Below are 14,532 nucleotides of genomic sequence, written 5' to 3' on the forward strand. Positions count from 1 at the left end.
GGGCCTTTCCGCTCGACTTGCATGTGTTAAGCACGCCGCCAGCGTTCGTCCTGAGCCAGGATCAAACTCTCCAAAAAAGGTCTGAACCCAACTATCAAAAAGGAATCCGTCAACACCGACCACAAAAACGAGGCCGATGGACGGGGTTGTGCATCATGCACTGGCTTTTAACACACTGTTGAGTTCTCAAGAAACGCACGCGTACATCCTCACCGAGATTCTTCCGAATCCGACTCGGAGGCGTTTTTTCTTCGCTTACTTTACTTTATCAGCCGAGCGATTTCTCCGTCAAACCCGAAGGTTTGAAAAAGACCGATCGACCTTCTTAGGATGGCGCACCCCGCTTCCGGGGCAGCCCTCACAACGTACCGTGTCATCCGAGGCGTGTCGAAACAACCGATTTTTCGGCGATCACGACGCGTACGCGGACGGCTCAGGCCTGAGCGCGCCGAAGCGGCTCCGCCGAGCGACTGGTCCTGTCAAAGGGCTTGCCCTGGGGCCCGTCCACCTGATCGGCGTCCGGCTCACACCCGGGGCGAAGTGAAAGATTAGGTCGCGATCCGCGACACGTCAAATCGTCCCGTCCCACCGGCGTGGCGAGCGGTCACGCACAGGGGGTCACGCGGTGACGGCCTCGGCGCATCGCGACAGTGGCGTGGCGACTCCTCGGTGCTGCATTCGGCCAGGCCGCGTACCCAGGGGTTCTTGAGCGGCGCCGGGCTCATGGCCGGCGCGCGACAACGCGGCGTCCGATGTTCCGGGGGCTGCCGGACAGCGGGAGAAACGCCGAGGTCCGCCTGGCCGACCGGCCAGAAGGACGGCTGCCTGTCTGCGCTGGTCAGTGCCTGTTCCCGCTAGTCAGCGCCTGCGCCGGTGATCAGTGCCTGCTGCCGGTGGTCATTGTCTGCGCATGCTGTTCAGCGCCCGGTCCCCCTGGTCAGCGCCTGCGCCGGTGATCAGTGCCTGCGCATGCTGGTCAGTGCTTGCGCATGGTGGTCAGTGCCTGCTCGGCGTGTTCGATGTACTGGCCGAGCTGTTCATCGTCCTGGCCGAGCTGTTCATCGGCAGGAGGCGCGACTGCCCGGGAAGGGCGTTCATTCTGCGAATGGCCGGCACAGAAGGTCGTGTGGCCGGTACGGGCGGCCGGCTCGCCGGGCGGCGGGTCCTGATCGTTATGGAGCCGACACACGCCACCCGGCAACAGGCGCCTCAACGGTGGAGCGTGACCGTCTCGGCGAGAGCCCGCACCTGTCCCGGCGACTCGAACAGCTCCGCCGCCATCCCCGCCTCGCGCGCGCCCATGACGTTCACCAGGTTGTCGTCGAGGAAGAGGATGTCCTGCGGCGTCGCGCCGATCCGTTCCGCACACAACTCGTACGTCCGCCGCTCCGGCTTGGCCGCCCCGATGCGGCACGAGAACGTCACCGAGGCGAACCGTCCCAGCAGGTCACCGTGACGCGATTCCCAGTAGGGCACCAGTTCCTCGATGATGTTGGACAGCAGGCCCAGCCGGTGTCCCTGGTCCGCCAGTTCGTGCACGACCCGCACCATCGACTCGTCCACGTCGGACCAGCTGTCGAGGTCGGCCTCGATGAGCGCGGGCACGTCGGCGAAGCGGGTGCCCAGCCGGCCGGCCACCGCGCCCCAGTACGCGGTGCTGTCCTGGCCCTCGTCGTAGGGCGGCCGGCAGGCCCAGTAGGCCTCCCAGAACGGTTCCTTGGGTACGCCCGCCAGTTCGACGAGCCGCCGCCGCTTCTCCGGGGACTGGGTACGGGCAATCACGCCATAAAGGTCGAACACCATCACATTGGCCATGCGCCCGACCCTACGACGCGTATCCTTCCCCGGTGACCACTGCTGCCACGCTCGCTCCCCCCGCGCGTCCCGCCGCGCGTGTCCGCACGTCAGCGCCCTGGTGGATGGCGTCCCTCGCCGGGATCGCGGCGTTGTCCGGCACCGGTTCGGCCACCCTGAACGGCGACGAGCTGGCCACCGTCAGCGCCGCCTCACGGTCGCTGGCCGGGATGTGGGAGCTGGCTCAGCACATCGACGGCCATTTCCTGCCGTACTACCTGTTCATGCATTTCTGGGTGAAGGCGGGCACGGCGGAGTTGTGGTTGCGGTTCCCGTCGGCGGTGGCGATCGCCGTGGCGGCCTGGTTCCTGGCCGATCTGGGCCGGCGCCTGCACAGCGTCCGGGCCGGCGTCATCGGTGCGGCCGTCTTCGCGATCCTGCCCACGGTGTCCTATTACGGGGCCTTCGCCAGGTCTTATGCCTTCGCCGCGGCCGCGGTCGTCCTGTCGTTCTGGGCATTGCACCGGGCGCTCGAACGGCCGGCCGGCCGGCGGTGGATGCTCTACGGGGTGGCGGTCGCGCTGGTGTGCTCGACGCACCTGTTCGCGGTTCTGGTGCTGCCCGCTCATCTGTTCCTGGCCCGGCGCGGTGTGCTGACGCGCATGGCCGCGGCGCTGGCCGCCGGATGTGTTCCCGCCGTGGTGCTGGGGCTCATCGGGTACGGCGAGCGGCACGCCATCAGCTGGATCCCGCAGCGGGGACCGGAGGTGTGGCTGAAGTTCCCGAAGATGGCGGCGGGGACGACCGGGCTCGGCGTGCTGCTGTTCGTGCTGGCCGTGGCAGGGGCGGCGCTGCTGTGGGCGGCGGCGCGCAGACGGGACACCGGCGTGGCCGGCGGTCCGTGGCCGTTCGTGCTGGCGGGATGGCTCCTGCTGCCCCCGGGGCTGCTGCTCGCGGTGTCCCACCTGGTGACGCCGGTCTACGTCGACCGCTACCTGTTCGTCACCGCTCCCGCGCTGGCGCTGCTGGCCGGGCTGGCCGTGGCCGCCATCCCCCGGTTCCCCGTGGTGGCCGCCGTGGTCGTCGTGCTGCTGGGGTTCGGGTTGTCGGTCCAGGAGCATGTGGACGTACGCGAAGAGAACGGGCGTTTCGAGAACATCCCGTGGGCGCTGCGCGTGATCAAGGCCGAGCCCGACGACGCCATCGTGTACGGGCAGAGCCAGCTGCGCTCGGGCTTCGACTACTACGCCGACTCCCTGATGCCGGTCGACGTGTTGAGGACGGGTGACGCGCCCGATCCCGGGGGGTTCGGCTATCCGGAGCGCTCCGATGTCTCGGCGGCGCTGCGACAACACGATCGGGTGTGGGTCGTCTGGCGCGGGACCAAGAAGTCGGGGCTGGAGGGCGACGGCATCGACCGCGTGGAAGAGGTGCGTCAGGCGGGCTTCGAGCTCGACCTCGCCAAGCACTCGGGCGATCTGCCAGGGCTGACGGTGACGTTGTTCACCCGCCAGGCAACGCCGCGACAGCAAGAGGCGGGCCCCGCGTGATCCGCGGAACCCGCCTCGCGCGGCCGGTCAGCCGACCTCGACGCCGCCGATCGACTTCTTTCCGCGGCGCAGGACCAGGTAGCGCCCGGCCAGCAGGTCATCGGAGGTCGGCACGTAGGACTCGTCGGTGATCTTCACGTTGTTGAGGTAGGCCCCGCCCTCCTTGACCGCACGCCGGGCGGCCGACTTCGACTCCACCAGCCCACTGTCGGACAGCAGGTCGACGAAGGGCGTTCCGAGCGAGTCGACCTTGGCCTTCGGGACCTCGGCGAGCGCGGCGCCGAGCGTGGCGGCGGGAAGCTCCTCCAGCGTGCCCTGCCCGAACAGCGCCTTCGAGGCGGCCACGACCGCGTCGAGCTCGCGTCTGCCGTGGAGGAGCTCGGTGAGATCCTCGGCCAGCGTGCGCTGGGCCTCGCGGGCGAACGGGCGTTCGGCGACCGCCTTCTCCAGCTGCTCGATCTCCTCGCGGCTCTTGAACGTGAACACCTTGAGGTAGTGGATCACATCGCGGTCGTCGGAGTTGAGGAAGTACTGGTAGAAGGCGTAGGGCGAGGTCATCTCGGGGTCGAGCCAGAGGGCGCCGCCCGCCGTCTTGCCGAACTTCGTGCCGTCGGCCTTCGTGATCAGCGGCAGGGTCAGCGCGTGCACGTGCGCGCCCTCAACGCGGCGGACCAGGTCGGCGCCCGCCGTGATGTTGCCCCACTGGTCGCTGCCGCCGATCTGCAGCGTGCAGCCGTAGCGGCGGTAGAGCTCCAGGTAGTCGTAGGACTGCAGGATCTGGTAGCTGAACTCGGTGTAGCTCAGGCCGTCGCCCGACAGGCGCGCGGACACGGCCTCCCTGGCCAGCATGCGGTTGACCGGGAAGTGCTTGCCGATGTCGCGCAGGAAGTCGATCGCGGTCAGCTCGCCGGTCCAGTCGAGGTTGCTCACCATGAGCGCCGCGTTCTGCCCCGCGTCGAAGTCGAGGAACCGGCCGACCTGGCCGCGCAGGCGATCCACCCACTCCGCGACGACGTCGCTGGAGTTGAGCGAACGCTCGGTGTTGCGTCCGCTGGGGTCGCCGATCAGGCCGGTTGCCCCGCCGACCAGGCCGATCGGGCGGTGCCCCGCGAGCTGGAAGCGGCGCAGCGTCAGCAGCGGCACGAAGTGGCCGACGTGCAGCGAAGGAGCGGTGGGGTCAAAACCGGAATAGACCGTGATCGGTCCCTTGGCCATGGACGCGCGCAGGGCGTCGAGGTCGGTGGACTGCGCGATCAGGCCTCGCCACGCGAGGTCATCGAGAATGTCGGTCACGGTGCCGGCTTTCCAGTAGACGGGTTGACATCTGGTTCGGTACAAGCGTGCCTGATCGCTCGGGCAGGCCGCCACTTGGATACGCTTCGTGTCCATGTGGAGGGTCCGTCGCGAGCTGGCCGTTTTGAAGATCTTAGGGGCTCTGGCATGCGCCGGGCTCGGCCTTTACTGGTGGGCGGGGGCCGACGTGGGCGGCATGATCCTGGCCGTTCCCGCGACCGTGCTGATCGGCGCGATGGGCCTGCGCGACCTGATCGTTCCCGTACGGCTGGCGGCCGACGAGAGCGGGATCACCGTGGTGCACGGGTTCGCGGGCAGGCGCCACGTGCCGTGGGAGGCGATCTGGGACGTCAAGGTCGACGTACGCCGGAGGTGGGGCCTGCGCAGCGAGATGCTGGAGATCGACACCGGCGACTTCCTGCACATCTTCAGCTCTCACGAGCTGGGCGCCTCCCCCACGGAGGTGGCCGCGGCGTTGCGGCGCCGCGGCACGTGAGCGCGGTACGGCGAGACGGTCGGGTCGCCGTCGATCCAGAACCGCCACGGCGTCTCCTTGGCCGTCGAGATGCCGGTGCGGGGGCCCGACCTGATGGCGGCCGGCTCCGCGGGGCGTCCCTCCAGCATGATGACCGAGCCGTGCGGGACACCGGTGAGCCGGTGGTCCTGCGTTGACAGCGCCTCCGTGTCGCCCTGCGCGCCGGGCCGGATCGCGTCGATGCCGTTGTGCTCGCGGAGCAGGCCGAGGGCGACCGTGAGCCTGGCCGGTCCGCGGGCGAGATCACGGTCCGCGACCCGCCGGCCGCCTCCCGCCGGGGTCTGACCGCCCGTACGGCGGGCGCGGGCGACGTCGAGGCCCGCCACCACCTCGCCCGCGCGCAGCAGCACCGCCGAGCCCGAGCCGTCGGGCAGGCACACGAGGTTGGCGCAGAAGTGCATGCCGTAGGTGAAGTAGACGTAGACGTGACCGGGCGGGCCGAACATGACGGCGTTGCGCGGGGTCCTGCCGCGGTAGGTGTGGGCCGCGGGGTCCTCGCCCGGGCCGCCGTACGCCTCGACCTCGGTGAGGCGCACGGCGACGGGGCCGTGCACGAGGACGCGCCCGAGCAGGTCGGGCGCCACCTCGGGCGACGGCCGGTCGAAGAAGCTCCGCGGCAGCGGGGCGGAGCTCAGCTGCCCGCCGCCCATGCCGCCTGCGCGTCGACGGACTCGCGGAGCGCGACGAGCTGGTCGCGTACGCGGTCGGGTGCGGTGCCGCCGTGGGCCTTGCGGGCGGCCAGCGCGCCCGGCACGCTGAGCACGTCGCGGACGTCCGGCGTCAGGTGCGGCGACACCTTGGCCAGTTCGTCGTCGGTCAGCTCGCCCAGGTCCTTGTCGTTGACCTGGCACCACACGACGAGGTGGCCGACCGCCTCGTGCGCCTCGCGGAAGGCGACCCCGCGGCGTACGAGCAGCTCGGCGAGGTCGGTGGCCAGCGCGAACCCGTCGGGGGCTGAGGTCTCCATGCGGGCGGTGTTGACCCGCATCGTGGCCACCAGGCCGGCCATCGCGGGCAGGACGAGCAGCAGCGTGTCGACCGCGTCGAACACCGGCTCCTTGTCCTCCTGAAGGTCGCGGTTGTAGGTCAGCGGCAGGCCCTTGAGCGTGGTCAGCAGCGCCGTCAGGTCGCCGATGAGCCGCCCCGACTTGCCGCGGGCCAGCTCGGCCACGTCGGGGTTCTTCTTCTGCGGCATGATCGACGAGCCGGTGGAGTAGGCGTCGTCCATCTCGATCCAGCGGAACTCCTGCGAGGCCCACAGGACGATCTCCTCGCCCAGCCGCGACAGGTGGACGCCGATCAGGGCCGCGTCGAACAGGAACTCCGCCGCGAAGTCGCGGTCGGCGACGGCGTCCATCGAGTTGGGCGCGGCGGAGGAGAAGCCGAGCTCCTCGGCCACGGCCTGCGGGTCGAGCGGCAGCGACGAACCCGCCAGCGCGCCGGCGCCGAGCGGGGAGACCGCGGCGCGCTTGTCCCAGTCGGTGATCCGGTCGACGTCGCGGGCGAAGGCGTGCACGTGGGCCAGGAGCTGGTGCCCGAACGAGACCGGCTGCGCGTGCTGCAGGTGCGTCATGCCGGGCGCGGCCGTCTCCGCGTGCTGCTCGGCCTGCGCCATGAGCGCCGTCTCCAGCTCGACCAGGCGGGAGACGATCGTGCGGGCGTGGTCACGAAGGTAGAGGCGCAGGTCGGTGGCGATCTGGTCGTTGCGCGAGCGGCCGGCGCGCAACTTGCCGCCGAGCGAGCCGAGCCGCTCCAGCAGGCCGCGCTCCAGCGCGGTGTGCACGTCCTCGTCGGCGACCGTCGGCCGGAACTCGCCCGCCTTGCAGGCCCCCTCGAGGTCGTCGAGCGCGCCGATCATGCGCTCGAGCTCCTCGTCGCTGAGCAGCCCCGCCCTGTGCAACACCCGGGCGTGCGCCCTGGACGCCGCCAGGTCGTACGGCACGAGCCGCCAGTCGAAGTGCACGCTCACCGACAGCCGGGTCAGCGCGTCGGACGGTCCCCCTTCGAAACGTCCGCCCCACAACCGCATCGGCTTGCCATCACTCACCGTCATCTCCTCAGTGCCGTGTCTCATCATCGCGCCCGCTTCGTGGTCGCCGGCATCGCGTCGCGCGCACCCCCGAGCTCCTGCGCTCCCGGCGTGACCTTAGTGCAACTCAGCGCCTTCTCGCGTCGCGCGCCGCCGCGATCTTGGCCGGAAGGGAGAAGAGCTGGACGAAGCCCTTGGCCAGCGACTGGTCGAACGTGTCACCGGTGTCGTAGGTGGCGAGCGAGAAATCGTACAGGGAGTCGTGGGAGCGGCGGCCGGTCACGGTGGCGTTGCCTCCGTGCAGGCTCATCCTGACCTCTCCGTTGACGTGCTTCTGCGTGTCGGCGATGAGGGCGTCGAGCGCGTTCTTCAGCGGCGAGAACCACAGGCCGTCGTAGACGAGCTCGCTCCAGCGCTGGTCGACGCCCCGCTTGAAGCGGGCCAGGTCGCGCTCGACGGTGACGCTCTCCAGCTCCTTGTGGGCGGCGATGAGCGCGATCGCGCCCGGCGCTTCGTACACCTCGCGCGACTTGATGCCGACCAGGCGGTCCTCGACCATGTCGATCCGGCCGACGCCCTGCGCGCCCGCGCGCCGGTTGAGCTCGTCGATCACCTGGAAGGGGGTGAGGGACCGGCCGTCGATCTTGACCGGGACACCCTGCTCGAACGTGATGACGACCTCGTCGGCCGGGCGCGGCTGCCGGGGGTCGGCGGTGTAGGAGTAGACCTCCTCGGTGGGGCCGTTCCAGATGTCCTCGAGGAATCCGGTCTCGACGGCGCGGCCCCAGAGGTTCTGGTCGATGGAGAACGGGTTCTTCTTCGACGTCTCGATGGGCAGGCCCTTGGCCTCGGCGTACTCGATGGCCTTGTCGCGGGTCCAGGCGAAGTCCCTGGCGGGCGCGATGATCTCGAGGTCGGGGGCCAGCGCGGCCAGACCGGCCTCGAAGCGGACCTGGTCGTTGCCCTTGCCGGTGCAGCCGTGGGAGACGATGGTGCCGCCGAAGCGTTCGGCCGCCGACACCAGGTGCTTGACGATGAGCGGGCGCGACAGCGACGACACCAGCGGGTAGCGGTCCATGTAGAGGGCGTTGGCCTGCAGGGCGGGGACGCAGAAGTCGGCGGCGAACTCCTCCCGCGCGTCCACGACGACCGACTCGGCCGCGCCGCAGTCCATGGCCCGCTTCTGGATGAGCTCCATGTCCTCGCCGCCCTGGCCGAGATCCACGGCGACGCAGACGACCTCGGCGTTCATCTTCTCGGCGAGGTAGGGGATGGCGACCGAGGTGTCGAGACCGCCGGAATATGCGAGAACCACTCTGTCGGGCATTGTGCTTCGTCTCCAGTGCTGATGTTCGGGAAGTCCGTACGGCGCAGCCCACTCACGGCGGAGTGGGCGGACTACGTCGGTCGGCCACTTTCAGCAGCGCGTCGGCGACCTCCTGACCGCCCGCCGGGTCGCGGCTGATGACGAGGATCGTGTCGTCACCCGCCACGGTCCCGAGGATGGACTCCCAGTCGGCGTGGTCGATGGCGGAGGCGAGGAACTGGGCCGCGCCCGGAGGGGTGCGTACGATGACCAGGTTGGCCGAGGCCTCGGCCCCGACCAGCAGTTCCTCGGCGATGCGGTGCAGCCGCGCCGCCGGGGACTCGCCGGTGCCGAGCCTGGCCACCGGGATGCGGCCGCCGCCCTCGCCGGGGAGCGCGTACACCAGCGAACCGTCCTCGGCGCGCAGCTTGAGCGCGCCGAGCTCGTCGAGGTCGCGTGAGAGCGTGGCCTGTGTGACTTCGACGCCGCTCTCGGCGAGCAGCTTGGCCAGCTCGGGCTGGGAGCGCACAGCCTGCCGCTGCAGCAGGTCGGTGATCTTCGCCTGCCGCGCCGCCTTGGTCATCGGGATGGTCACGCGGCCTCCGGCGCCCGGTCCGGGTCGGCGTGCGTGGCAAGCCAGTGCAGCAGTGCCTTCTGGGCGTGCAGGCGGTTCTCCGCCTGGTCCCACACGACGCTGCGCGGGCCTTCCAGGACCTCTTCGGTGATCTCGTTGCCGCGGTAGGCGGGCAGGCAGTGCAGCACGATCGCGTCGGGCGCGGCGTGACCGAGCAGCTCGTCGTTCACCTGGTACGGCATGAGGGCGGCGACCCGGGCCTCCTTCCCCTCCTGGCCCATGGACACCCATGTGTCGGTGGCGATCACGTGCGCGCCCCGCGCGGCGGCCACCGGGTCGGACAGCGCGACCACGGAGCCGCCGGTCTCGGCGGCGATGGCGGCGGCCTGCTCGAAGACGACCGCGTCGGGCTGGTAGCCGGCCGGGGCGGCGATCCGTACGTGCAGGCCGGCCGTGGCGCCGCCGAGCAGGTAGGAGTGGGCCATGTTGTTGGCGCCGTCGCCCAGGTAGGTCAGCGTGAGCCCGGCCGTGCGGCCCATCCGCTCGTGGACGGTCTGCAGGTCGGCGAGGATCTGGCAGGGGTGGAACCCGTCGGTGAGCGCGTTGACGACCGGCACCCGTGAGTGGGCGGCCATCTCGTCGATGAGCTCCTGCCCGGAGGTGCGCCAGACGATGGCGGCGACCTGCCGGTCGAGCACCCTGGCCAGGTCGGCGGTGGGCTCGCCGCGGCCCATGAGCACCGAGACGTTGTCGACGACCAGTGGCAGGCCGCCGAGCTCGCCGATGCCGGTGTGGAACGAGATGCGGGTCCTGGCGGACGGCTTGTCGAACAGCACCGCGACAGTGCGCGGCCCCTCGAAGGGACGGTAGCCGAAGCGGTCCTTCTTCATCGCGGCGGCGAGCTCCAGCACCTCCGCCTGCTCGCCAGGCGACAGGTCGTCGTCCCTGAGGAAGTGACGGATGGTCATGCTGCCGCCTCCGTGAGAATCCGCGGGTAGGACGCCACCAGGGCGTCGACCTCGTCCGCCGTCACGACCAGCGGCGGCGCCAGGCGCACCGCGTCCGGCTGGAGCGCGTTGACCAGGAAGCCGGCCGCCGCGGCGGCCTGCTGCACCTGGGCCGAGCGCGGCTCGCGCAGCACCGTGGCCAGCCACAGGCCGCGCCCGCGCACACCTGCGAGCAGCGGGTGGTCGACGGCCTCCAGCCCCTCCCGCAGCCGCGCGGCCATCGACCTGACGTGGCCGAGGTCGAGGTTGTCGAGGACGGCCAGCGCCGCGGCGCAGGCAACCGGGTTGCCGCCGAACGTCGAGCCGTGGTCGCCCTTGTCGAACAACCTTCCCACGTCGCCGAAGCCTACGCAGGCACCGATCGGCAGGCCGCCGCCCAGGCCCTTGGCCAGGGTGAGGATGTCGGGGGTGACGCCCTCGGTCTGGTGGGCGAACCAGTGGCCGGTGCGGCCGATGGCGGACTGGATCTCGTCGGCGACCAGCAGCGCGCCGGTCGAGTCGCAGATCTCGCGGGCCGCCTGGAAGTAGCCGTCGGGCGGCGGCACCACGCCGGCCTCGCCCTGGGTGGGCTCCAGGAACACCGCGATGCAGTCGCCGGTCACGGCCTCCTTGAGGGCGTCGGCGTCGCCGTAGGGGACGAACCGCACGTCCACGGGGAACGGGCCGAACTGGTCGCGGATCGCCTTCTTGCCGGTCAGGGAGAGCGCGCCGATCGTCCGGCCGTGGAAGCCGTTCTCGGCGGCGACGAAGTAGGAGCGGCCCTCGCGCCGGCCGTGTTTCAGCGCCAGCTTGTAGGCCGCCTCGTTGGCCTCGGTGCCGGAGTTGGCGAAGTAGACCCTGGCCGGGGCGTCGAGCATGCCGAGGAGCTTCTCGGCGAGCAGGACCTCCGGCTCGTGCAGGAACAGGTTGCTGGTGTGGGCGAGCGTGGCGACCTGCCGGGAGACGGCCTCGACCAGTGCGGGGTGGCCGTGGCCGAGCGAGCTGACCGCGATGCCGCCGATGAAGTCGAGATATTCCCTGCCGTCGACGTCCCAGACGCGGGTGCCCTCGCCCCGGGCCAGCGCCACAGGGGGGACGCCGTAGTTGCCCATGAAGGCTTTCTCGAACCGTTCGAACAGGTTCATCAGGGCATCACCATGGTTCCGATCCCTTCGTTGGTGAAGATCTCCAGCAGCATGGAGTGGGGCACGCGGCCGTCGAGCACGTGGGCCCGGGGCACACCGCCCTGCACGGCCGTCAGGCAGGCCTCCATCTTGGGTACCATGCCGCTGGACAGCGTGGGCATCATGGTCGCGAGCTCGTCGGCGCTCAGCTCGTCGATCACGTCGGTGTCGTCGGGCCAGTTGGCATAGAGGCCCTCCACGTCGGTGAGCACGATGAGCTTGCGGGCCTGCAGGGCCACGGCGAGCGCGGCGGCCGCGGTGTCGGCGTTGACGTTGTAGATCTCTCCGTCGTCTCCGCGCGCCACGCTGGAGACGATCGGGATGCGGCCGTCGTCGAGCAGCGCGCCCACCGCGCCGGGCTCGACCTTGATGATCTCGCCGACCTGGCCGATGTCGACCGGCTCGCCGTCGACGACCGCGTGTTTGCGCACCGCGGTGAACAGGTGGGCGTCCTCGCCCGACAGGCCGACGGCGAACGGGCCGTGCCGGTTGACCAGGCCCACGATGTCGCGGTTGACCTGCCCGACCAGGACCATCCTGACGACCTGCATGGCCTCGGGCGTGGTGACCCGCAGCCCGGCGGTGAACGTGGACTCGATGCCCAGCTTGTCGAGGGCGCTGCTGATCTGCGGGCCGCCGCCGTGCACGACGACCGGCCGCAGACCGGCGTGGCGCAGGAAGACGACGTCCTCGGCGAAGCCGGACTTGAGCGCCTCGTCGGTCATCGCGTTGCCGCCGTACTTGATGACGACGGTCGCGCCGTGGAAGCGGGTCAGCCACGGCAGGGCTTCGATCAGCGCTTCGGCCTTGGTGTGCGCGGTGGTCAGTCTCATGAGGAGTACGCCGAGTTCTCGTGGACGTAGGCGGCCGTCAGGTCGGTGGTGTGCACGGTCGCGGTGTGCGGCCCCGCCGACAGGTCGATGGTGATCGTCACGTCCCTGGGGCGCATGTCCACCTTGTCGCGGTCGTCGCCCACGGCGCCGCCCCGGCAGATCCAGATGCCGTTGATGGCGACGTTGAGGCGGTCGGGCTCGAACTCCGCGTCGGTGGTGCCGACGGCGGCCAGGACGCGGCCCCAGTTGGGGTCCTCGCCGTGGATGGCGCACTTGAGCAGGGCGGACCGGGCGACCGCGCGGCCGACTTTCACCGCGTCGTCCTCGCCGGCCGCGCCGACCACCTCGATGGCGATGGCCTTGGAGGCGCCCTCGGCGTCGACGAGCAGCTGCCTGGCGAGGTCGGCGCAGACCTCGGTGACCTTCTGCTCGAACTCGTCGAGGTCGGGCCGCACCCCGGAGGCGCCGCTGGACATCAGGAGCACGGTGTCGTTGGTCGACATGCAGCCGTCGGTGTCGAGCCGGTCGAACGTGACGGCCGTGGCCCTGCGCAGCACGACGTCGAGCTCGTCGCCGGTCAGGTCGGCGTCGGTGGTGATCACGCAGAGCATCGTGGCCAGGGCGGGCGCGAGCATGCCGGCGCCTTTGGCCATCCCGCCCACCATGTAGGCGCCGTCGTCGTCGGCGCCGCCACGCTTGAACGAGATCTTGGAGACGGTGTCGGTCGTGCGGATGGCGTCGGCCGCGGCCAGGCCGCCGTCGCGGGCGAGCTGGGCGGCGGCGCTCTCGACGCCCCCCAGCAGCTGGTCCATCGGCAGGCGCTCGCCGATGAGGCCGGTCGAGCAGACCGCGACCTCGCCCGCGGAGTCCTCCAGGAGCTCGGCCACCTTCTCGGCGGTGGCGTGCGTGTCCTGGAAACCCTCGGGGCCGGTGCAGGCGTTGGCGCCGCCGGAGTTGAGCACGACGGCGCGCAGCCGCCCGCCCGCCAGGACCTGCTGCGACCAGAGCACGGGCGCGGCCTTGACGCGGTTGGCGGTGAAGACGCCCGCGGCGGCGCGGCTGGGCCCGTCGTTGACGACGAGAGCGAGATCGCGAGCGCGGCCGGGCTTGATCCCCGCGCAGACTCCCGCGGCCCTGAAACCCAGGGGTGCCGTGACGCTCATGCCACCGCCCCTTGCGGGGAGGGGAGCGGTGAGCTCCCGTGCTCGTCGTTCGATGCGCTGCGCTTGCTCAAGGTGCGACTCCTGTCAGGGGAAGGCCGAGCTCTTCCGGCAGGCCGAGGGCGAGGTTGACGCTTTGGACGGCGCCCCCTGCCGTGCCCTTGGTGAGGTTGTCGATGGCGATGACGGCGACCACGCGGCCCGCACGCTCGTCGAGCGTCACCTGCAGGGCGGCGGTGTTGGCGCCGTAGGTCATCGCGGTGGCGGGCCAGAGGCCCTCCGGCAGCAGCCTGACGAAGGGCTCGCCCTTGAGCGCGCTCTCGTACGCCGTGCGCAGCGACTCCTTGGTCACGCCTGGAGCGGCCGGGGCGGAGCAGGTGGCGAGGATGCCGCGGCTCATGGGGGCCAGCGTCGGGGTGAACGAGACGCGCACGGGGGCGCCCGCGACCGCCGACAGCCCCTGCTCCATCTCGGGTGTGTGCCGGTGGGCACCGCCCACGGCGTACGCGCTCGCCGAGCCCATGACCTCGCTGCCGAGCAGGTGGGGCTTGAGCGATCGGCCCGCGCCGCTGGTGCCCGAGGCGGCGACGACGACCACGTCTGGCCCGGCCAGCCCGGCGGCGAACGCGGGTGACAGGGCGAGCAGCACGGAGGTCGGGTAGCAGCCGGGGACGGCGATCCTGGTCGCCTGCCTGAGCACCTCGCGCTGTCCGGGGAGCTCGGGCAGGCCGTAGGGCCAGGTGCCGGCGTGCCGGCCGCCGTAGAACTCCTGCCAGACGGCGGGGTCGGCGAGCCGGTGGTCGGCGCCGCAGTCGACGACCAGCGTCTCCTCGCCGAGGGCGGCGGCGACGGCGGCCGAGTGGCCGTGCGGCAGCGCGAGGAAGACCACGTCGTGCCCGGCGAGCGCGCCGGCGGTGGTCTCGTCGAGGACGCGGTCGGCCAGCTGGGGCAGGTGCGGCTGGTGGGCGCCGAGGAGGCTGCCCGCGCTGGACGCCGCGGTGAGCGCCCCGATCTCGAACTCCGGATGGCCGAGCAGGAGGCGGAGCAGTTCCCCTCCCGCGTAGCCGCTGGCCCCCGCGATCGCCGCTCTCATTCTGCCGCCTCCTGCATATTCATGCATCATAGCTCATGACCTTGCTTGTGAAAATGATGCACTGGCGAGGATGAATATGCAAGCCGCCGAGAGCCCCGCGACCGCATCGCGGGCCCGGCGGGGCCTCCGGTGGCGCGTTCAGCGCTACCGCCTCGCGATGGCCGTGACGGGGCCGGGTGAGGGCGCGTGGAAGCC

The 14,532-nt window shown here is 70.9% G+C and carries 14 protein-coding genes and 1 rRNA gene; 2 read left to right on the plus strand and 13 right to left on the minus strand.

Translation table 11 applies throughout. The annotated features are described in order from the left end of the window. The 3 genes from E1295_RS03060 to E1295_RS03070 all read right to left on the minus strand — a co-directional run. Window positions 1–77 (minus strand): 16S ribosomal RNA (locus E1295_RS03060); the annotation flags it as partial. 899 nt (window positions 78–976) lie between these two features. Then, window positions 977–1,213: a hypothetical protein gene (locus E1295_RS03065; RefSeq protein ID WP_132628108.1), complete on the minus strand. Its 237-nt coding sequence runs from the start codon at window positions 1,211–1,213 to the stop codon at window positions 977–979. After that, on the minus strand, window positions 1,210–1,815 hold the full coding sequence (locus tag E1295_RS03070; RefSeq protein ID WP_132628109.1) for an HAD family hydrolase: 606 nt from the start codon (window positions 1,813–1,815) through the stop codon (window positions 1,210–1,212). The genes E1295_RS03065 and E1295_RS03070 overlap by 4 nt, the downstream gene beginning before the upstream one ends. 32 nt (window positions 1,816–1,847) lie before the next feature. Here E1295_RS03070 and E1295_RS03075 point away from each other — a divergent pair, with 32 nt between their 5' ends. Further along, window positions 1,848–3,344 (plus strand): glycosyltransferase family 39 protein, encoded by a 1,497-nt coding sequence (locus tag E1295_RS03075; RefSeq protein ID WP_246079803.1) that lies wholly within the window; start codon window positions 1,848–1,850, stop codon window positions 3,342–3,344. A gap of 27 nt (window positions 3,345–3,371) precedes the next feature. Here E1295_RS03075 and tyrS read toward each other — a convergent pair whose 3' ends face one another. After that, window positions 3,372–4,637 carry a tyrosine--tRNA ligase gene (tyrS, locus tag E1295_RS03080; RefSeq protein WP_132628110.1) on the minus strand — a complete coding sequence of 422 codons (1,266 nt, stop codon included), beginning with the start codon at window positions 4,635–4,637 and terminating at the stop codon, window positions 3,372–3,374. 94 nt (window positions 4,638–4,731) lie between these two features. On the opposite strand from tyrS, the gene E1295_RS03085 reads away from it, so the two are divergent. Beyond that, window positions 4,732–5,133: a PH domain-containing protein gene (locus tag E1295_RS03085; RefSeq protein ID WP_132628111.1), complete on the plus strand. Its 402-nt coding sequence runs from the start codon at window positions 4,732–4,734 to the stop codon at window positions 5,131–5,133. Here E1295_RS03085 and E1295_RS03090 read toward each other — a convergent pair. The 9 genes from E1295_RS03090 to argC form a co-directional block, all read right to left on the minus strand. Next, entirely contained in the window at window positions 5,073–5,822 is a 750-nt protein-coding gene (locus E1295_RS03090) for a DNA-3-methyladenine glycosylase (protein ID WP_132628112.1), read from the minus strand. The genes E1295_RS03085 and E1295_RS03090 overlap by 61 nt on opposite strands. After that, entirely contained in the window at window positions 5,804–7,225 is a 1,422-nt protein-coding gene (gene argH, locus E1295_RS03095; RefSeq protein ID WP_132628113.1) for an argininosuccinate lyase, read from the minus strand. The genes E1295_RS03090 and argH overlap by 19 nt, the downstream gene beginning before the upstream one ends. 103 nt (window positions 7,226–7,328) lie before the next feature. Continuing rightward, window positions 7,329–8,528 (minus strand): argininosuccinate synthase, encoded by a 1,200-nt coding sequence (locus tag E1295_RS03100; RefSeq protein ID WP_132628114.1) that lies wholly within the window; start codon window positions 8,526–8,528, stop codon window positions 7,329–7,331. A gap of 52 nt (window positions 8,529–8,580) precedes the next feature. Further along, window positions 8,581–9,090, minus strand: a complete 510-nt coding sequence (locus tag E1295_RS03105) for an arginine repressor (protein ID WP_132628205.1) — start codon at window positions 9,088–9,090, stop codon at window positions 8,581–8,583. Window positions 9,091–9,098: 8 nt separating this feature from the next. Next, on the minus strand, window positions 9,099–10,049 hold the full coding sequence (argF, locus tag E1295_RS03110; RefSeq protein WP_132628115.1) for an ornithine carbamoyltransferase: 951 nt from the start codon (window positions 10,047–10,049) through the stop codon (window positions 9,099–9,101). Next, complete coding sequence (locus E1295_RS03115; protein ID WP_132628116.1) at window positions 10,046–11,212, minus strand: acetylornithine transaminase; 1,167 nt, start codon at window positions 11,210–11,212, stop codon at window positions 10,046–10,048. Before E1295_RS03115 ends, argF begins: the two co-directional genes overlap by 4 nt. Next, a complete protein-coding gene (gene argB, locus E1295_RS03120; protein WP_132628117.1) occupies window positions 11,212–12,084 on the minus strand; it encodes an acetylglutamate kinase in 873 nt (290 codons plus the stop codon). Before argB ends, E1295_RS03115 begins: the two co-directional genes overlap by 1 nt. Next, a complete protein-coding gene (gene argJ, locus E1295_RS03125; RefSeq protein ID WP_132628118.1) occupies window positions 12,081–13,247 on the minus strand; it encodes a bifunctional glutamate N-acetyltransferase/amino-acid acetyltransferase ArgJ in 1,167 nt (388 codons plus the stop codon). Before argJ ends, argB begins: the two co-directional genes overlap by 4 nt. Window positions 13,248–13,314: 67 nt before the next feature. Then, window positions 13,315–14,337, minus strand: a complete 1,023-nt coding sequence (gene argC, locus E1295_RS03130) for an N-acetyl-gamma-glutamyl-phosphate reductase (protein ID WP_132628119.1) — start codon at window positions 14,335–14,337, stop codon at window positions 13,315–13,317. Window positions 14,338–14,532: the final 195 nt, after the last annotated feature.

The sequence above is a fragment of the Nonomuraea mesophila genome (assembly GCF_004352805.1).
GTDB classification, from domain to species: domain Bacteria; phylum Actinomycetota; class Actinomycetes; order Streptosporangiales; family Streptosporangiaceae; genus Nonomuraea; species Nonomuraea longispora.